We start from the raw sequence: 18,572 nt of genomic DNA on the forward strand, positions 1-18,572 counted from the left end.
TCGCCCGTCCCTTGTCGTCGTCAGTGGTCGTCGGAATGTACGTCCACGCATGGTAACGAGGAGCGGAGGGGCTGAGTGCCGCGGACCGGTCCACACGATCGGGGGGAGCGCCGCACTGCCCTCTATGTGGCTGTATAAGGGGAGCGCGTCCCGTCCTGCGGGTACAGACCTCGTGCGGGTCTCGCCGGAGGTGACCGTGCCTGACCCAGGGGGAGCCTCCGGCCGCCCGAGCCACGTACCCTTTTCTGTTGTGCCGAACGCCAACGAACAAACCAGTGCCCTGAGCCAGGTGCAGGACCAAGCGGTCAACGAACTGCTGCGGGTCGCCCCTGTCGCCGACGACCTCGCCCGCCGCTTCCAGGAGGCCGGGTTCTCACTCGCCCTGGTCGGCGGTTCGGTCCGGGACGCTCTGCTCGGCCGGCTCGGCAATGACCTCGACTTCACGACTGACGCCCACCCACAGGACGTCCTGAAGATCGTTCGTCCGTGGGCGGACGCCGTCTGGGAGGTGGGGATCGCCTTCGGCACCGTCGGAGCCCAGAAGGACGTCCGCGTCGGAGACGTTGACCGAAGCTTTCAGATCGAGGTGACGACCTACCGCTCGGAGGCGTACGGCCGCACGTCACGCAAGCCGGAGGTGGCGTACGGCGACTCCATCGAGGAGGACCTCGTCCGTCGTGACTTCACGGTGAACGCGATGGCCCTCGCGCTTCCCGCGAAGGAGTTCATCGACCCGCACGGTGGCCTGGACGATCTCGCGGCCGGTGTGCTGCGCACACCGGGCACCCCCGAAGAGTCCTTCTCGGACGATCCGCTGCGGATGATGCGAGCCGCGCGCTTCGCCGCTCAGCTCGATTTCGAGGTGGCTCCCGAGGTGGTCACGGCCCTGCGGGAGATGGCCGGACGCATCGACATCGTCTCGGCCGAGCGGGTCCGGGACGAGCTGAACAAGCTGGTCCTGTCCGCTCACCCGCGCAAGGGGCTGACCCTGCTCGTCGATACCGGGCTCGCCGACCACGTGCTGCCCGAACTGCCGGCCCTGCGTCTGGAGAGCGATGAGCACCACCGGCACAAGGACGTCTACGAGCACACGCTGATCGTCCTGGAGCAGGCGATGGCGCTGGAGGACGCCGGCCCCGACCTGACACTGCGCCTTGCGGCTCTGCTGCATGACATCGGCAAGCCGCGCACGCGCCGTTTCGAGGGCGACGGCCGGGTCTCCTTCCACCATCACGAGGTGGTGGGCGCGAAGATGACGAAGAAGCGCATGACGGCCCTCAAGTACTCCAACGAACTGGTGAAGGACGTCTCGCGCCTGGTCGAGCTCCATCTGCGTTTCCACGGCTACGGCACGGGAGAGTGGACGGACTCCGCCGTCCGTCGCTACGTCCGGGACGCGGGGCCGCTCCTGGATCGGCTGCACAAGCTGACCCGCTCGGACTGCACGACACGCAACCGCCGCAGGGCGGCCGCGCTGTCCCGTGCGTACGACGGTCTGGAGGAGCGCATTGCCAAGCTCCAGGAGCAGGAGGAACTGGACTCCATCCGCCCGGACCTCGACGGCAACCAGGTCATGGAGATCCTCGGCGTCAAGCCCGGACCGGCGGTCGGTCAGGCGTACAAGCACATGCTGGAGCTTCGTCTGGAGAACGGTCCGATGGGGCATGACGCGGCGGTGGCGGCCCTCAAGGAGTGGTGGGCCGAGCAGCAGGGCTGAGAGTGGGGAACGGGGGTCACGTTTCACGTGAAACATAGCCCCCGTCGGCATGCGTGGGGGGGGGTTCACGTGAAACACCCCCCCCACGCACGGTCTGAGCGAAGGTGTTACTTCACTTCCTTGAGGCAGAGGACCACGTTGTGGCTGCTGCTGCCCGTCTGGTAGTACGAGATCGTCGCTTCCGCGACAGCCTCGCACTTGCTGTCGTCACTGGTGTTGTCGAACTTTTCGACGACCTTGTACTGAGCATCGCCTGAAGAGCAGTCGACCGTCTTGAGGTCCGGACTGGACTGTGTGCCCTCGTTGTGCATGCAGCTGCCCACGGACGTGGTCTCTGCGTCTGTCTGCCCGAAGAACCACTTGCCCAGGGCTATGAGGACCGCGACGACGATGAGGCCGAGGACGCGCAGCAGCTTCTTGTTGAAGCGCCCGGCGGGAGTCGGCGGGGGGACCGGGGCGCCCTGTGCGGGGAAGCCAGGCTGACCTGCCTGCTGGGGGAAACCGCCCTGGGGCGGCTGCGGAGCCTGGCCCTGGGGCTGGCCGTAGGGCTGCTGCTGGCCCTGGGCGAACGGGTTGCCCTGAGGTGGCGGAGTGGTCACTTGGAGGTCCCCCTGGAACGTGAGTGCGTGGCGCGAAAGACGCGTTGATAAGACGCACGTAAGGTATCGGCTGGTACTGACAACGCCACGCCGTGCTGGAGCTCTGTGGCATTGATGTGACACTTACTGGCGCTCAAAGCGGGCGATAGCCACAGCTACTGCTCCGTAGATAACGGCGATCGTTACCACCAGTGGGACCGACCGGCCGTCCGGTGGCAGCATCAGGGCGGCCACCGCGGCGGCACCGACGAAAGCCACGTTGAACAGGACGTCGTAGAGGGCAAAGATCCGGCCTCGGAAACCGTCCTCGACGGAGGACTGGACGATGGTGTCCGTGGCGATCTTCGCGCCCTGGGTGGTCAGCCCCAGGACGAACGCCCCGATCAGCAGAGGGCCGGCGGCGAAGGGCAGACCGAGCGCGGGCTCCAGGACCGCGGCGGCCGCCGCGCACAGCATGATCCAGCGGCCGGGCCCGAACCGCCCCGCGGCCCAAGGAGTCACGACGGCCGCGACGAAGAAGCCGGCGCCGGACACACCCAACGCCAGTCCCAGAAGAGCGAGTCCCTCGTCCGCGGTGTCGGTCAGGGCGTACCGGCACAGCATCAGCAGCATGACGAGCATGGCGCCGTAGCAGAACCGCATCAGGGACATCGCGGTGAGCGCCCAGGCCGCCTCCCTGCGTGGAGATGCGGCAAGGTGGCGCAGACCTGCCATCAGATCGCGGGCGGTGCCGGTGAGCGCCGTGGCGAGCCGTGGATGTACCAGCGCCCGGTCAGGACCGAGCAGTTCCTTCGCGATGCGCAGCGACGCCAGGGCCGCGCACAGATACAGTGCCGCGCCCACGAGCACGACGGCGGCGTCGGAGTCCGCGACGACCAGGCGCACGACGAAGGCCAGACCGCCGCCCGCGGTCGCCGCGAGGGTGCCGGCCGTCGGCGAGAGGGAATTGGCGACGACCAGTCGTTCGGAGTCCACCACGCGCGGCAGGGCGGCGGACAGGCCGGCGAGGACGAAGCGGTTGACGGCGGTGACACACAGGGCTGAGACGTAGAGAAGCCAGTCCGGGACCTGGCCGAGGATCAGGACGGCGGTCACCGAGGCCATCAGCGCGCGCAGCAGGTTGCCGTACAGAAAGACCTGACGGCGGCGCCAGCGGTCCAGCAGGACACCGGCGAAAGGGCCGACCAGGGAGTAGGGGAGCAGCAGGACCGCCATCGCGGAGGCGACGGCCACGGCGGACGTCTGTTTCTCCGGCGAGAAGACCACATAGGCGGCGAGGGCGACCTGGTAGACACCGTCGGCGCCCTGGGAGAGCAGCCGGACGGCGAGCAGGCGTCTGAAGCCCTGGAAACGCAGCAGGACGCGCAGGTCACGGACGACGGCCATGAGCCACAGCCTCACATACGGGGAGGGTCCCCGGGGCACACGACCCGGGGACCCTCAACTGCCCACAGTGGGGAGGTTCTAGTGCTCGACCTCGCCCTGGATGAACTGCTCGACCTTGACGCGGGCGTCGTCGTCGAAGTACTGCACCGGAGGGGACTTCATGAAGTACGACGAAGCCGACAGGATCGGGCCCCCGATGCCGCGGTCCTTGGCGATCTTCGCGGCGCGCAGGGCGTCGATGATGACACCCGCGGAGTTCGGGGAGTCCCAGACCTCGAGCTTGTACTCCAGGTTCAGCGGGACATCGCCGAAGGCGCGGCCCTCGAGGCGCACATAGGCCCACTTGCGGTCGTCCAGCCAGGCGACGTAGTCGGACGGGCCGATGTGCACGTTGTTCTCGCCGAGGTCCCGGTCGGGGATCTGGGAGGTGACGGCCTGTGTCTTGGAGATCTTCTTGGACTCCAGGCGCTCACGCTCGAGCATGTTCTTGAAGTCCATGTTGCCGCCGACGTTCAGCTGCATCGTGCGGTCCAGGACGACGCCGCGGTCCTCGAACAGCTTCGCCATGACGCGGTGCGTGATGGTGGCGCCGACCTGGGACTTGATGTCGTCACCGACGATCGGTACGCCGGCCTCGGTGAACTTGTCCGCCCACTCCTTGGTGCCGGCGATGAACACCGGGAGGGCGTTGACGAAGGCGACCTTGGCGTCGATGGCGCACTGGGCGTAGAACTTCGCCGCGTCCTCGGAGCCGACGGGCAGATAGCAGACCAGAACGTCGACCTGCTTGTCCTTGAGGACCTGGGTGACGTCGACCGGCTCCTCCGCGGACTCCTCGATGGTGGCCTGGTAGTACTTGCCGAGACCGTCGAGGGTGTGACCGCGCTGGACCGTCACACCGGTGCTGGGGACGTCGCAGATCTTGATGGTGTTGTTCTCGGAGGCGCCGATGGCGTCAGCGAGGTCGAGGCCGACCTTCTTGGCGTCCACGTCGAAAGCGGCGACGAACTCGACGTCGCGGACGTGGTAGTCGCCGAACTGGACGTGCATCAGGCCCGGGACCTTGGACGCCGGGTCGGCGTCCTTGTAGTACTCGACTCCCTGTACCAGCGATGCGGCACAGTTGCCCACGCCGACGACGGCTACGCGAACCGAACCCATTCCGGTTGCTCCCTGTGTAGTACGAGTGAGGCCCTGAGCGGGACTCACGTGGCGGTGTCGTCGGGCGAATCCGGCCGGGGGCGGTCCCCCGGCCGGGGCAGGTCGCCCGACGCTCCAGATGTGGTGTCCTGTCGAGGGGACGCCCCGGAAGCGGGACCCTTGAGGTCTCGCCCGGCCCGCTCGCTCTCGATGAGCTCGTTCAGCCAGCGCACTTCCCGCTCCACGGACTCCATCCCGTGACGCTGGAGCTCGAGCGTGTAGTCGTCGAGACGCTCCCGGGTCCGGGCCAGTGAGACCCGCATTTTCTCCAGGCGCTCCTCCAGCCGGCTGCGGCGGCCTTCCAGCACACGCATGCGTACGTCACGTGATGTCTGTCCGAAGAAGGCGAACCGCGCGGCGAAGGTCTCGTCCTCGTACGCGTCGGGGCCCGTCTGGGAGAGCAGCTGTTCGAAGTGCTCCTTACCCTCGGCCGTCAACCGGTAGACGATCTTGGCGCGACGGCCCGTGAGGGGAGCGGCGAGGGCGTCCTCTGTGGTGTTTCCCGGTTCCTCGATCAACCAGCCGTTGGCGACCAGCGTCTTGAGGCAGGGGTAGAGCGTCCCGTAGCTGAAGGCACGGAACACACCCAGTGACGTATTGAGTCTTTTGCGCAGCTCATAGCCGTGCATCGGAGACTCGCGGAGCAGGCCGAGTACGGCGAACTCGAGGATCCCGGAACGCCGGCTCATCGTCGCCTCCTCTCTGCCGCGGTCGTGCGGTGACGGTCTCGTGGCCGGCTCATCGCCGTCCTTATGCCGAGCTGATGTATCGACTCGATACATCACGACGATAGAACGGCCATCCGGCTGGGACAAGGGGGAGGGTGGTGAACGGGATCACATCACCGGTTCGATCGGAGCAAGTTGCCTGATTTGAGCCGAACTTCTGCGCTCGACAGGTTTTGGTGATGCGTAGTCTGTGCGCCATGCACAACACACCGGGAACCGAGTGACGCCTGGGGGCGTCCTCGTCCCCGGTGCAGTACGGGATGAATGCGGAACCCACCGCATCCGTACTTCGGGGGGACCGGAAACCAGCTGCCGTTTCCAGGCGCGCGAGATGCGCCTGCCCGAGGAGTAGTCGTTCGATGAGCGAGCACCGTCGCAAACCACCGCAGCCGCAGGGTGGCGGACGTGCCGCGGCCCGACGAGGCCAGTCAGGCTCGTCCTCCGGCCGCCGCGCGGCGCCGCGCGGCGCCACCGGGTCTCCGTCCGATTCCTATGGGTCGGACTCCCGCGACTCGGGTGGTGAGGTCCACAGTCATGGAAGCCGCGCCGAAGCGCGACGCGCGGCGCAGAGAGGCGGGGGCCGCCGGGCCGGTTCCACCGGGCCCGGCCGAGGCCGGGCGGCACCTTCCGACCAGAAACGGATCATCGACTATCCGCGCCACGACAAGTACGGCTGGCGCCGCTGGATGCCGTCCTGGAAGTTCGTCACCGGCCTGTGTATCGCGTTCTTCGGCAGCATGGTGGCTGCCGCGGGGATCGGGTACGCGATGGTGGGCGTTCCTGACGAGGCCAAGACCGCGAAAGCGCAGAACAACGTCTACTACTGGTCCGACAACTCACAGATGGTCGCCACGGGTGGTGAGCGCAACCGCCAGATCATCGAGATCGAAGAGATCCCCAAGGCGATGCAGCTAGCGGTCATCTCCCAGGAGAACAAGACGTTCTACGAGGACAGCGGCATCGACCCCAAGGGCATCGCCCGCGCCGTGTTCAACATGGCCAGGGGTGGCAACACGCAGGGTGGATCCACGATCACCCAGCAGTACGTCAAGAACGCCATGCTGGACGACCAGTCGCAGACCATCTCCCGCAAGGTCAAGGAGATGTTCGTCTCGGTCAAGGTGGGCACCACCAAGGAAAAGAAAGACATCCTTGCGGGCTACCTGAACTCGGCGTACTACGGGCGTGGGGCCTACGGGATCCAGGCCGCGGCGCAGGCCTACTTCGACAAGAAGGCCGTGAACCTCGACGAGGGCGAGTGCGCCTTCCTGGCGGCGGTCCTCAAGGGAGCCACCTACTACGACCCGGCCGGCGCCAGTTCCATCGACCCGGTCAACGCCAGCCCTGCGGCGAACAAGAAGCGTGCCCGGCTCCAGATGCAGGACACGCTGAACAAGATGGTCGAGTACGGGCATCTGGATCCCGCGACCAGAGCCAAGTACACCAAGCTGCCCGAGGTGCAGAACCCCCGGTCGAACACCGCGCTGAGCGGGCAGATCGGTTACCTCGTGGACCTCGCCAAGGCGTACATCGTCAACAACAGCGAGGAAACCGGCATCACCGCCGACTTGCTGGAGCAGGGCGGCTACTCGATCTACACGACCTTCGACAAGAAGAAGGTCAAGGCACTCGAGGAGTCGGTCCAGAAGGTCTACAAGAAGAACATCAAGCCCGAGGAGCGCCCCGACAAGGACACCCACGTCCAGTTCGGCGGAGCCTCGGTGGACCCGGCGACCGGCGCGATCGTGGCCATCTACGGCGGTGCCGACGCGACCACGCACTTCACCAACAACGCCGACGCGACCGGCGCCCAGGTCGGCTCGACGTTCAAGCCGTACGTGCTGGCGGCCGCCATGAAGTGGGGTGTCCGGGACCCCGACGGCGATCCGGACCAGGCCCAGGACGAGCGGACGCAGGTGTCCGAGAAGAGCCTGTACAGCGGCCAGAACAAGCTCAAGATCAAGGAATACGACGGTTCGGTCTGGCAGAACGAGAAGGGCGAGCAGTGGCAGCAGGTCAATGACGGTGACCAGACGTACGGCACTGCGCCCGACTACAAGATCGACCTCCGTGAGGCGATGCGGGAGTCGGTGAACTCCTCCTTCGTCCAGCTCGGCGTGGATGTCGGCCTGGACAAGGTGAAGGAGTCCGCGGAGGACTCCGGGCTTCTGGAGAGCAGCCTCGCCGGAACGAACTACCCGTCGTTCTCCCTCGGTACCTCGAGCCCCAGCGCGATCCGGATGGCGGGTTCGTACGCCACCTTCGCGGCCAGTGGTGAGCAGCGTGACCCGTTCTCCGTCAAGAGGGTGACGAGCAGCAAGGACGGCACGGTCTACACGCACAAGATCCAGACCGAGCGGGCGTTCACCTCTCTGGTCGCGGACAACGTCACGGACGTACTGAAGACCGTCGTCGAGGAGGGAACCGGCACCAACGCCCAGCTCGAGGGCCGTGAGGTGGCGGGCAAGACCGGTACCACGGACGGCAACAAGTCCGCCTGGTTCGTCGGCTACACCCCGCAACTGTCCACCGCGATCAGCATGTTCCGGTACCCCGACGACGAGACCATCAAGAACCGCGAGTTCCTGAAGATGTTCGGCACGGGCGGCCAGGACAAGATCCACGGCGCCTCGTTCCCGTCCGAGATCTGGGCGGACTACATGGAGGACGCGCTGAAGGGCCAGAAGTCGGTGCCCTTCCCGACGCCGAAGCCCATCGGCGAGATCGTCAACGACACTCCGTCGCCGACCCCCACTCCTTCGCCCACCGAGACCGAGGAGGAGACGCCGTCGCCGTCTCCGTCGACGTCGGAGCCGGAGCCGGAGCCCAGCACCCCCACCCCGAGTGAGACCGAGACCTGCAGGCCGCTCGACTTCCGCTGCAAGGGGGAGGACGACACGGGTGGTGCCGGACCGGGCGGTGCGGACGCCGGTGGGACGGACGGCGGGGTGACCAGTTCACCGTCGCCCTCGGAATCGGAAGAGGAAGGCGTCAACCGCGGCAACGGCAACGGAAACGGCGGCGGAAACAACGGTAGTCTCTTCGGAGGCCCGGCCGGCTAATCGCCCGCTTGCCCGACCTGGGTGTTTCACGTGAAACGAGGGCCGCCGTACCCCACGGGTACGGCGGCCCTCGGCGTAGTCCTGGCACGTACGGCAGGATGTGCGGCATGCCCAGTGGAGAATCGACGCAAGCGAGCGTCCGCGAGCCGGAGCCGGTGGAACCGACCCGGGAGGACGAGGTCGCCGAGGCCGGCAGCGAGCTGATCGGTGGTCCGCTCGGGCGGCATGCCCTCCTCGGGGCGTCCTGGTGGAGTCCGGTCCGGGTGATCGTGCTCGTGGCGATCGGTCTGTTCACCCTCGGCCTGGTACAGAAGGCGCCCTGTTACAACGGCGCGTGGTTCTTCGGCGCCGGTTCCCAGTACACGCACGCGTGCTACTCGGACATCCCGCACCTCTACCAGGGGCGGGGCTTCGCCGACGGTCTGGTGCCGTACTTCGACCAGCTCCCCGGTGACATGCAGTACCTCGAATACCCGGTGCTGACCGGTGTGTTCATGGAGGTCGCCTCCTGGCTCACGCCCGGCAGCGGCAGCATCCAGGACCAGGAGCAGTGGTACTGGATGGTCAACGCCGGGATGCTCATGGTGTGCGCGGCCGTCATCGCCGTCTGTGTGACCCGCACGCACACACGGCGGCCCTGGGACGGTCTCCTGGTCGCTCTGGCGCCCGCCTTCGCCCTGACCGCGACGATCAACTGGGACCTGCTGGCGGTCGCCCTGACGGCCGCGGCGATGCTCATGTGGTCGCGTGGCCGTCCCCTCGCCTTCGGGGTCCTTCTGGGGCTTGCCACGGCCGCCAAGCTCTACCCCGTGCTCCTTCTGGGGCCGCTGCTGGTGCTGTGCTGGCGCGCCGGCCGCTGGCGGGAGTACGGCACCGCCCTGGGCGGTGCGGTCGTCGCCTGGGCCGTGGTGAACGGGCCGGTGATGTTCTTCGCCTTTGACGGCTGGTCGAAGTTCTACACGTTCAGCCAGGAACGGGGCGTCGATTTCGGCTCCTTCTGGTTGATCACCGCCCACAACTCGTCCGACCCGCTGAGCACCGACACCGTGAACACACTCGCCACAGCACTGATGTTGCTGTGCTGCGTGGGTATCGCCGCACTCGCTCTCATGGCTCCCCGCCGACCGCGCTTCGCGCAGCTCGCCTTCCTGGTCGTCGCGGCGTTCATCCTTACCAACAAGGTCTACTCACCCCAGTACGTCCTGTGGTTGGTGCCCTTGGCCGCCCTGGCCCGGCCGAAGTGGCGGGACTTCCTGATCTGGCAGACCTGCGAGGTGGCCTACTTCCTCGGCATCTGGATGTACCTCGCGTACACGACCAGTGGAGACGACCACAAGGGACTGCCCGTCGACGGTTATCACTGGGCCATCGTTCTGCATCTGCTCGGGACGCTCTATCTGTGCGTCATGATCGTGCGCGACATCCTGCTGCCCGAGCGGGACCCGGTGCGCCGCTCCGGTGACGACGATCCTTCGGGAGGGGTGCTCGACCGAGCCGAGGACGTCTTCGTCCTCGGCCCCGCCGCCCGACCCGCACAGCATGTCGCACACTTCGACGGGCCACGGGTCAAGTGGGGCGGGGCCGGCGCCACCAGCGGTTCACTCTGAGTGAACGACTGGTGACGCTCGCCCGGAGACAGGCGAGAGAGGCATGAGGAAGGCCGGGCACGGTACTACCGTGCCCGGCCTTCCTCGCTGTCCGGACGCCTGCTCAGACGCCTTCCCGCGTTCTGCGCTCGCCGCTCAGCTCGTCCCCCCACCGCCGCTCAACGGTCGAGGACCCGGTCGAACTGCGTGGTGGTGTGCCGCAGGTGGGCCACCAGTTCCTCGCCGACCTGAGGTTCCGACGCCTCCGCGGGCACGAACAGGATCGACACCTGCATGTGAGGCGGCTCGGCGAACCAGCGCTGCTTGCCGCCCCAGACGAACGGAGAGAGGTTCCGGTTCACCGTGGCGAGTCCGGCGCGGGCAACGCCCTTGGCGCGCGGCATGACACCGTGCAGCGCCTTGGGGGCCTCCAGACCCACCCCGTGCGACGTACCACCCGCCACGACCACCAGGAAGCCGTCGGACGCGGCCTTCTGCTGGCGGTAGCCGAACCTCTCCCCCTTGGCGATGCGCGTGACGTCCAGGACGGCACCGCGGTACTCGGTGGCCTCGTGGTCCCCCAGCCACAGCCGGGTACCGATACGGGCGCGGAAACGGGTCTGCGGGAACTGCTGCTGCAGCCGGACCAGTTCCTCGGCCTTGAGGTGACTGACGAACATCGTGTGCAGGGGGAGACGGGCGGCCCGCAGACGGTCCATCCAGCCGATGACCTCCTCGACGGCGTCCGATCCGTCGGTGCGGTCCAGCGGCAGGTGGATGGCGAAGCCTTCCAGCCGGACGTTCTCTATGGCGGAGTGCAGCTGGGGCAGATCCTGCTCACTGACGCCGTGCCGCTTCATCGAGGACATCACCTCGATGACCACCCGGGCGCCGACCAGACCGTACACACCGTCGACCGACGAAACCGAGCGGATCACCCGGTCGGGCAGCGGGACGGGCTCCTCGCCGCGCCGGTACGGCGTCAGCACCAGCAGGTCGCCACCGAACCAGTCCTTGATCCGGGCGGCCTCGTACGTCGTGCCGACGGCGAGGACGTCCGAACCCAGCCGGGTGGCCTCCTCGGCCAGCCGCTCGTGCCCGAAGCCGTAGCCGTTGCCCTTGCAGACCGGGACGAGCCCCGGGAACTGCTGCTGTACGTGCTTGTGGTGCGCCCGCCAGCGCGCGGTGTCGACGTAGAGCGTGAGCGCCATGGCCGGACCTGGAACCTTTCTGGTTGCTGCGGTGTGTCAGAGAGAGGGGAGCTGATGGATCGGACAGTGCGGCGGGGGCGGGCTCAACGGCGCGACATGTACATGTCGAGCGCCTTGTGGAGCAGCTTGTTCAGCGGGAAGTCCCACTCGCCGAGGTACTCGGCGGCCTGGCCGCCCGTCCCCACCTTGAACTGGATCAGGCCGAAGAGGTGATCCGTCTCGTCCAGCGAGTCGGAGATGCCGCGCAGGTCGTAGACGGTGGCGCCGAGCGCGTAGGCGTCGCGCAGCATCCGCCACTGCATCGCGTTCGAGGGCCGGACCTCACGGCCGATGTTGTCGGAGGCGCCGTAGGAGTACCAGACGTGGCCGCCGACGATCAGCATCGTGGCCGCGGACAGGTTCACGCCGTTGTGCCGGGCGAAGTACAGCCGCATGCGGTTGGGGTCCTCGGTGTTGAGGGCGGTCCACATGCGCTGGAAGTACGACAGCGGGCGCGGCCGGAAACGGTCGCGCACGGCGGTGATCTCGTACAGCCGCTGCCACTCGGGCAGGTCGTCGTAGCCGCCCTGGACGACTTCGACGCCGGCCTTCTCGGCCTTCTTGATGTTGCGGCGCCACAACTGGTTGAAGTTCTTGTGGACCTCTTCCAGGGACCGGTTCGCCAGCGGCACCTGGTAGACGTAGCGGGGCTGGACGTCGCCGAAGCCGGCCCCGCCGTCCTCGCCCTGCTGCCATCCCATGCGGCGCAGCTTGTCGGCGACCTCGAAGGCACGGGGCTCGATGAAGTCGGCTTCCAGGTCACGCAGACGCTTCACGTCCGGGTCCTGGATCCCCTTCTTGATGGTCACCGCCTCCCAGCGCCGGATGACCACCGGCGGGCCCATCTTCACCGAGAACGCGCCCTGCTGCTTCAGGTGCGCGAGCATCGGCTCGATCCATTCCTGAAGATTTGGCGTGAACCAGTTGATGACCGGGCCCTCGGGGAGATAGGCCAGGTAGCGCTTGATCTTGGGCAGCTGCCGGTAGAGGACGAGGCCGGCGCCGACCATCTCGCCGGTCCGGTCGTCGAACCAGCCGAGGTTCTCCGCGCGCCACTCCGCCTTGACGTCCGACCAGGCCGGGACCTGCATGTGACTCGCCGACGGCAGGCTCTGGAGGTACGCCAGATGCTGCTCTCGGCTGATGGTCCTCAGGGTCAGGGTCATTCGGGGCGCTCCTCGGGCTGGTGTGTCCCCATGGGATCAGGGGCTCCGGCTCTCGCGCGAAGCCTACTGCGCCTGGGAGCCGACCCGGTTGGGCGCACGGACCTTCGCCCCGGCCGGTCGTCGGCCGGGGCGCTCCACGGTATTCAGGCAGGGGTGCCCGGAATCAGTCGAAGAGCCCGCCGAAGAGGCCGCCGTGGGCCATGCCCAGGAAGAAGCCGACGGCCGATGCGCCCAGGCCCACGATGAGGCCGAAGCGCCCCCGTGTCGTCTGCGAGACCCACTGGCCGTACGCGCCGGTGAGAATTCCCACCAGGCCGGTCCAGGAGCTGAGCAGGTGCAGGTGGTGGAACATCGCCGTGATGAAGGACGTGATGCCCAGCACCAGGGTCACCGCGAGCAGGGTGTCCTGGAGTGGGTGGGACTTTCCGTCCGTGGCGAAAAGGCCTCCGGCGGTGTTGGGTCGCAATGCCTGTGCCATGGCACCTCCTGCGAAAGGCGGCGCATCGTAGCGCCGTACACACCCGATGTGTACAGACTGACGGGCTTCCGGGCCGGATTTCAACCGGAAGCCACTGTGCGGGTACTGTGTACCGTCTGCACCGGTGTCTGTCCGGACAGATCCAGTCAGGATCAGGGCAGGACCACGGTCCGCCCCGGTCGGCCTGGGAAACCGCCGCCCGACATCGATTGTCAGTGGCGGCTGTTCTACTGACAGACATCGTTGCGCAACGCATCACGACCCTCCTGCCACGGAACGACCGTGGCCGCTGAGTCCGAAGGAGGTGGGTTCCACATGCGTCACTACGAGGTGATGGTCATCCTCGACCCCGATCTCGAGGAGCGTGCTGTCTCCCCGCTGATCGAGAACTTCCTTTCTGTCGTCCGTGACGGCGGCGGAAAGGTCGAGAAGGTCGACACCTGGGGCCGTCGTCGTCTCTCGTACGAGATCAAGAAGAAGCCCGAGGGCATCTACTCGGTCATCGACCTGCAGGCCGAGCCTGCGGTCGTCAAGGAGCTCGACCGCCAGATGAACCTGAACGAGTCGGTCCTCCGGACCAAGGTCCTCCGCCCCGAGAACCACTGAGCGTCTCCGCTCAGTCGATCCCGGGATCCGAGTAGCAGTACCAGCAGCCAGCAGCAAACCCGCCGAGAGGTTCCCCCATGGCAGGCGAGACCGTCATCACGGTCGTCGGCAACCTTGTCGATGACCCCGAGCTGCGCTTCACCCCGTCCGGTGCGGCCGTCGCGAAGTTCCGTGTCGCGTCGACTCCCCGCACCTTCGACCGCCAGACGAACGAGTGGAAGGACGGCGAGAGCCTGTTCCTGACCTGCTCGGTCTGGCGTCAGGCGGCGGAGAACGTCGCCGAGTCGCTCCAGCGAGGCATGCGCGTCGTCGTGCAGGGCCGGCTGAAGCAGCGGTCCTACGAGGACCGTGAGGGCGTCAAGCGCACGGTCTACGAACTGGACGTAGAGGAAGTCGGCGCCAGCCTGCGCAACGCCACGGCCAAGGTCACCAAGACCACCGGCCGCGGTGGGCAGGGTGGTTACGGCGGTGGTGGCCAGCAGGGCGGCGGCTGGGGCGGAGGCTCCGGCGGCGGCCAGCAGGGCGGCAACGCCCCGGCCGACGACCCCTGGGCGACCGGCGGCGCTCCCGCCGGCGGCAACCAGGGCGGTGGTGGCCAGCAGGGCGGCGGCTGGGGCGGAGGCTCCGGCGGCGGCGGTGGCTACTCGGACGAGCCCCCCTTCTAGGGCGGGCCGTACCCACACTTCTTGATCACACAGGAGATACATCATGGCGAAGCCGCCTGTGCGCAAGCCGAAGAAGAAGGTCTGCGCATTCTGCAAGGACAAGGTCACGTACGTGGACTACAAGGACACGAACATGCTGCGGAAGTTCATTTCCGACCGCGGCAAGATCCGTGCCCGCCGCGTGACCGGCAACTGCACGCAGCACCAGCGTGACGTCGCCACGGCTGTCAAGAACAGCCGTGAGATGGCGCTGCTGCCCTACACCTCCACCGCGCGATAAGGGAAGGGTGACCGACTCATGAAGATCATCCTCACCCACGAGGTCTCCGGCCTCGGTGCCGCGGGCGACGTCGTCGACGTCAAGGACGGTTACGCTCGCAACTACCTGGTCCCGCGGAAGCTCGCGATCCGCTGGACCAAGGGTGGCGAGAAGGACGTCGAGCAGATCCGTCGTGCTCGCAAGATCCACGAGATCCAGACCATCGAGCAGGCCAACCAGGTGAAGGCCCAGCTCGAGGGCGTCAAGGTCCGCCTCGCGGTCCGCTCCGGCAACGCCGGTCGTCTCTTCGGTTCCGTCACCCCGGCCGACATCGCTTCCGCGATCAAGGCTTCCGGCGGTCCTCAGGTCGACAAGCGTCGCATCGAGCTGGGTGCCCCGATCAAGACCCTGGGCGCCCACGAGACGCACGTGCGTCTGCACCCCGAGGTTGCCGCCAAGGTCGACATCGAGGTCGTCTCGGAGTAAGTACTGCTCGCTGAAGCAGTGAGGTGGGGGCCGCACCCTTCGGGGTGCGGCCCCCACCGTCGTTTCCCGTGAAACACCGCCTTCCGCGGGAACCGCGTCAGCGCGTGGCGCCGGTGACGACCCACTGGCCCGAACGGGTACGGACCCACAGGGTCAGCAACCGAATGGTCATCATGAGCGTCATCGTGCCCCAGAGCGCGGTGAGACCGCCCCCGAACACGGGGACCAGCAGGGCGACCGGGGCGAAGACCGCCAGGGTGATCAGCATCGCCCAGGCCAGGTACGGCCCGTCGCCCGCGCCCATCAGCACTCCGTCCAGAACGAAGACGATGCCGGAGATCGGCTGGGACAGGGCAATGAGCGCCAGAGCGGGCAGCGCCGCGTCGATGACCGTGGAATCGCTGGTGAACAGGGGCAGGAAAACCGGCCGGGAGAGCATCACGAGCACGCCGAGAACGACTCCGACGCCGATGCCCCACTCCACCATGCGACGGCACACCTCACGGGCACCCTGTGCGTCCCCGGCTCCCAGATAGCGGCCGATGATGGCCTGCCCGGCGATCGCGATGGCGTCCAGTGCGAAGGCGAGCAGACTCCACAGGGAGAGGATGATCTGGTGAGCCGCGATGTCGGAGTCGCCGAGTCGGGCGGCGACGGCGGTCGTGATCATGAGGATGGCCCTGAGCGAGAGAGTGCGCACCAGCAGCGGTGCGCCGGCCTGGGCGGAAGCCCTGATCCCCGCGATGTCGGGGCGCAGTGAGGCGCCGTGTCGGCGTGCTCCTCTGAGCACCACGATCAGATAGGCGGCGGCCATGCCGCACTGGGCGATGACCGTGCCCCAGGCGGAGCCCGCGATACCGAAGCCGGCGCCGTAGACCAGCCCGACGTTGAGGATGCCGTTGGCGACGAAGCCGGCGACGGCGACGTAGAGAGGCGTCCTCGTGTCCTGCAGTCCGCGCAGAACACCGGTCGCGGCGAGCACGATCAGCATGGCCGGTATGCCGAGAGCTGAGATGCGCAGATAGGTGATCGCGTAGGGGGCCGCTGTGTCCGAGGCGCCGAAGAGGTCCACCAGGGCCGGTGCCGTGGGCAGGACGACAGTGATGACGGCGACACCGAGGAACAGGGCGAGCCAGATTCCGTCCATGCCCTGGCGGATGGCGGCAGGGAGATCACCGGCGCCGACGCGCCGGGCGACGGCGGCGGTGGTGGCGTAGGCCAGGAAGACAAAGACGCTCACGGCGGTCACCAGAAGGGCCGACGCGATGCCGAGACCGGCGAGCTGTGCGGTGCCGAGATGGCCGACGATGGCGCTGTCGGCCAGGACGAAAAGGGGCTCGGCGACAAGTGCGCCGAAAGCCGGGACGGCCAGCATGACGATCTCGCGGTCGTGCTGCCGTCGGACGGCGCGTGGGCGCGCGGGGGCCTGTGTCATGTGCACCAATCTAATCGTCCACAGGTAAGAGATGCAAAGCTCTATAGACCCTTACTTGATGGCGCAGGGTGTGTGCATGCGCACAGCGATCGAAGGGATCTTGGCCCGTCTGGGAAAGTTTTTCTTCTACACAGGCAGTGGACTAGGAAACCCCAGGTCAGCGTGGTCATCGCGGCGGCAGAGTTTCCTTGTTCACAGGGCTGTCCACCGGGTCGTGCACAGGTTTGGCGAACTTCTCCACAGCATTGACCCCGTTGTCCACAGGGTCTGTGGATAACCAGATTGGCTGACGGTGCATACGGGCCTACGGTGGTCCGGCGCCCGCTCCGTCCGCCGGTTGCCGAATGGCCGCAAATCCGGCGCGCGACAACCGGAGTCGGGCGTCCTATTTGTCAGCGCCGTGCCGTAGAAAGAGGGCCACGGCTAGGTCCGCTCGGCGGACGGGAGGAGGTGGCTCGGTGAGCATTTCCGAGCCCTTGGACGACCCGTGGGCCGACAGCGGCCCCAGCGATCGTCTGCCTGCCTCCCGCCGCCGTGACAACGGAGGCAGGGGCCGCGAGGACCAGCACGACCGCGGCCGGGACTCCGGAGCGTGGGAGGGCGAAGGTACCGCGTTCGAACGGGTGCCCCCGCAGGACCTGGAGGCCGAGCAGTCCGTTCTGGGCGGCATGCTGCTGTCCAAGGACGCCATCGCGGATGTCGTCGAGATCCTCAAGGGCCACGATTTCTACAAACCGGCTCACGAAACCGTCTACACGGCCATCCTCGACGTGTATGCGAAGGGCGAGCCGGCCGACCCCATCACGATCGCCGCGGAACTGACCAAACGCGGTGAGATCAACAAGGTCGGCGGGGCCTCGTATCTGCACACCCTCGTCCAGACGGTGCCCACGGCGGCCAACGCGGCGTACTACGCGGAGATCGTGCACGAGCGCGCCGTACTACGCCGCCTGGTCGAAGCCGGCACCCGCATCACCCAGATGGGATACGCGGCCGACGACGACGTCGACGAGATCGTCAACCGTGCGCAGGCCGAGATCTACGCCGTCACCGAACAGCGCACGAGTGAGGACTACCTGCCGCTCGGCGACATCATGGAGGGCGCGCTCGACGAGATCGAGGCGATCGGCTCGCGCAGCGGCGAGATGACCGGTGTACCCACGGGGTTCACGGACTTCGACTCGCTCACCAACGGTCTGCATCCCGGGCAGATGATCGTCATCGCCGCCCGTCCCGCGATGGGCAAGTCGACGCTCGCGCTGGACTTCGCCCGTGCGGCGTCGATCAGGCACAACCTGCCGAGTGTCGTCTTCTCACTCGAGATGGGGCGCAACGAGATCGCGATGCGCCTGCTGTCCGCCGAGGCCCGGGTCGCCCTGCACCACATGCGGTCCGGCACGATGACCGACGAGGACTGGACCCGTCTGGCGCGCCGGATGCCGGACGTATCGGCGGCGCCGCTCTACATCGACGACTCCCCGAACCTGTCGATGATGGAGATCCGTGCCAAGTGCCGTCGGCTGAAGCAGCGCAACGACCTGCGGCTGGTCGTCATCGACTACCTCCAGCTGATGCAGTCCGGTGGTTCCAAGCGGGCGGAGAGCCGCCAGCAGGAGGTCTCGGACATGTCCCGCAACCTCAAGCTGCTCGCCAAGGAACTGGAACTGCCGGTCATCGCGCTCTCCCAGCTCAACCGTGGCCCCGAGCAGCGCACCGACAAGAAGCCGATGGTCTCCGACCTGCGAGAGTCCGGTTCCATCGAGCAGGACGCCGACATGGTCATCCTGTTGCACCGTGAGGACGCGTACGAGAAGGAGTCCCCGCGTGCGGGTGAGGCCGACCTGATCGTGGCCAAGCACCGAAACGGCCCGACGGCGACGATCACGGTCGCCTTCCAGGGACATTACTCACGCTTCGTGGACATGGCGCAGACCTGATCGGATTCCTGC

The 18,572-nt window shown here is 67.2% G+C and carries 16 protein-coding genes; 8 read left to right on the forward strand and 8 right to left on the reverse strand.

All coding sequences use genetic code 11. The features are described 5' to 3' along the window. Positions 1-250: 250 nt before the first annotated feature. Positions 251-1,717, forward strand: coding sequence for a CCA tRNA nucleotidyltransferase (locus ACTWJ9_RS16565; RefSeq protein WP_279334999.1), 1,467 nt, complete (start codon positions 251-253; stop codon positions 1,715-1,717). Positions 1,718-1,824: 107 nt separating this feature from the next. Here the strand turns inward: ACTWJ9_RS16565 and ACTWJ9_RS16570 are convergent, their stop codons facing one another. The 4 genes from ACTWJ9_RS16570 to ACTWJ9_RS16585 form a co-directional block, all read right to left on the reverse strand. Then, positions 1,825-2,316, reverse strand: coding sequence for an LppU/SCO3897 family protein (locus ACTWJ9_RS16570; RefSeq protein ID WP_443294372.1), 492 nt, complete (start codon positions 2,314-2,316; stop codon positions 1,825-1,827). A 123-nt stretch (positions 2,317-2,439) separates the two neighbouring features. Continuing rightward, positions 2,440-3,702 carry an MFS transporter gene (locus ACTWJ9_RS16575; RefSeq protein WP_443294373.1) on the reverse strand — a complete coding sequence of 421 codons (1,263 nt, stop codon included), beginning with the start codon at positions 3,700-3,702 and terminating at the stop codon, positions 2,440-2,442. Between the two features lie 78 nt (positions 3,703-3,780). Further along, positions 3,781-4,863, reverse strand: a complete 1,083-nt coding sequence (locus ACTWJ9_RS16580) for an inositol-3-phosphate synthase (protein ID WP_387035383.1) — start codon at positions 4,861-4,863, stop codon at positions 3,781-3,783. A gap of 44 nt (positions 4,864-4,907) precedes the next feature. After that, positions 4,908-5,591 (reverse strand): PadR family transcriptional regulator, encoded by a 684-nt coding sequence (locus tag ACTWJ9_RS16585; protein ID WP_279335003.1) that lies wholly within the window; start codon positions 5,589-5,591, stop codon positions 4,908-4,910. A 398-nt stretch (positions 5,592-5,989) separates the two neighbouring features. On the opposite strand from ACTWJ9_RS16585, the gene ACTWJ9_RS16590 reads away from it, so the two are divergent. Both ACTWJ9_RS16590 and ACTWJ9_RS16595 read left to right on the forward strand, forming a co-directional pair. After that, positions 5,990-8,692, forward strand: a complete 2,703-nt coding sequence (locus ACTWJ9_RS16590; protein ID WP_279335004.1) for a transglycosylase domain-containing protein — start codon at positions 5,990-5,992, stop codon at positions 8,690-8,692. 98 nt (positions 8,693-8,790) lie between these two features. Then, positions 8,791-10,299 (forward strand): glycosyltransferase family 87 protein, encoded by a 1,509-nt coding sequence (locus ACTWJ9_RS16595; RefSeq protein WP_387035386.1) that lies wholly within the window; start codon positions 8,791-8,793, stop codon positions 10,297-10,299. 158 nt (positions 10,300-10,457) lie between these two features. Here ACTWJ9_RS16595 and ACTWJ9_RS16600 read toward each other — a convergent pair whose 3' ends face one another. The 3 genes from ACTWJ9_RS16600 to ACTWJ9_RS16610 all read right to left on the reverse strand — a co-directional run bounded on the left by ACTWJ9_RS16600 (position 10,458) and on the right by ACTWJ9_RS16610 (position 13,172). Beyond that, positions 10,458-11,489 carry an alanine racemase gene (locus ACTWJ9_RS16600; RefSeq protein ID WP_279335006.1) on the reverse strand — a complete coding sequence of 344 codons (1,032 nt, stop codon included), beginning with the start codon at positions 11,487-11,489 and terminating at the stop codon, positions 10,458-10,460. Between the two features lie 83 nt (positions 11,490-11,572). After that, complete coding sequence (locus ACTWJ9_RS16605; RefSeq protein WP_279335007.1) at positions 11,573-12,694, reverse strand: lipid II:glycine glycyltransferase FemX; 1,122 nt, start codon at positions 12,692-12,694, stop codon at positions 11,573-11,575. A 163-nt stretch (positions 12,695-12,857) separates the two neighbouring features. Further along, positions 12,858-13,172 (reverse strand): hypothetical protein, encoded by a 315-nt coding sequence (locus ACTWJ9_RS16610; RefSeq protein ID WP_279335008.1) that lies wholly within the window; start codon positions 13,170-13,172, stop codon positions 12,858-12,860. A 315-nt stretch (positions 13,173-13,487) separates the two neighbouring features. Between ACTWJ9_RS16610 and rpsF the strand changes: the two genes are divergently transcribed. The 4 genes from rpsF (at position 13,488) to rplI (ending at position 15,188) form a co-directional block, all read left to right on the forward strand. Beyond that, complete coding sequence (gene rpsF, locus ACTWJ9_RS16615; RefSeq protein ID WP_062188887.1) at positions 13,488-13,778, forward strand: 30S ribosomal protein S6; 291 nt, start codon at positions 13,488-13,490, stop codon at positions 13,776-13,778. Positions 13,779-13,855: 77 nt separating this feature from the next. Continuing rightward, the gene (locus ACTWJ9_RS16620; protein WP_279335009.1) at positions 13,856-14,443 is read left to right on the forward strand and encodes a single-stranded DNA-binding protein; all 588 of its coding nucleotides are present in this window, start codon (positions 13,856-13,858) and stop codon (positions 14,441-14,443) included. A 43-nt stretch (positions 14,444-14,486) separates the two neighbouring features. Then, positions 14,487-14,723: a 30S ribosomal protein S18 gene (gene rpsR / locus ACTWJ9_RS16625; protein ID WP_003949403.1), complete on the forward strand. Its 237-nt coding sequence runs from the start codon at positions 14,487-14,489 to the stop codon at positions 14,721-14,723. A gap of 18 nt (positions 14,724-14,741) precedes the next feature. Continuing rightward, positions 14,742-15,188 (forward strand): 50S ribosomal protein L9, encoded by a 447-nt coding sequence (gene rplI / locus ACTWJ9_RS16630; protein WP_279335010.1) that lies wholly within the window; start codon positions 14,742-14,744, stop codon positions 15,186-15,188. Between the two features lie 97 nt (positions 15,189-15,285). Here the strand turns inward: rplI and ACTWJ9_RS16635 are convergent, their stop codons facing one another. Then, complete coding sequence (locus ACTWJ9_RS16635; RefSeq protein WP_279335011.1) at positions 15,286-16,623, reverse strand: MATE family efflux transporter; 1,338 nt, start codon at positions 16,621-16,623, stop codon at positions 15,286-15,288. A 458-nt stretch (positions 16,624-17,081) separates the two neighbouring features. On the opposite strand from ACTWJ9_RS16635, the gene dnaB reads away from it, so the two are divergent. Beyond that, positions 17,082-18,560 carry a replicative DNA helicase gene (gene dnaB, locus ACTWJ9_RS16640; RefSeq protein WP_279335012.1) on the forward strand — a complete coding sequence of 493 codons (1,479 nt, stop codon included), beginning with the start codon at positions 17,082-17,084 and terminating at the stop codon, positions 18,558-18,560. The last annotated feature ends 12 nt before the right edge of the window (positions 18,561-18,572 follow it).

Origin of the sequence: Streptomyces sp. GDS52, assembly GCF_052246875.1 — a bacterium.
In the GTDB taxonomy this organism is placed as follows: Bacteria; Actinomycetota; Actinomycetes; order Streptomycetales; family Streptomycetaceae; genus Streptomyces; species Streptomyces cathayae.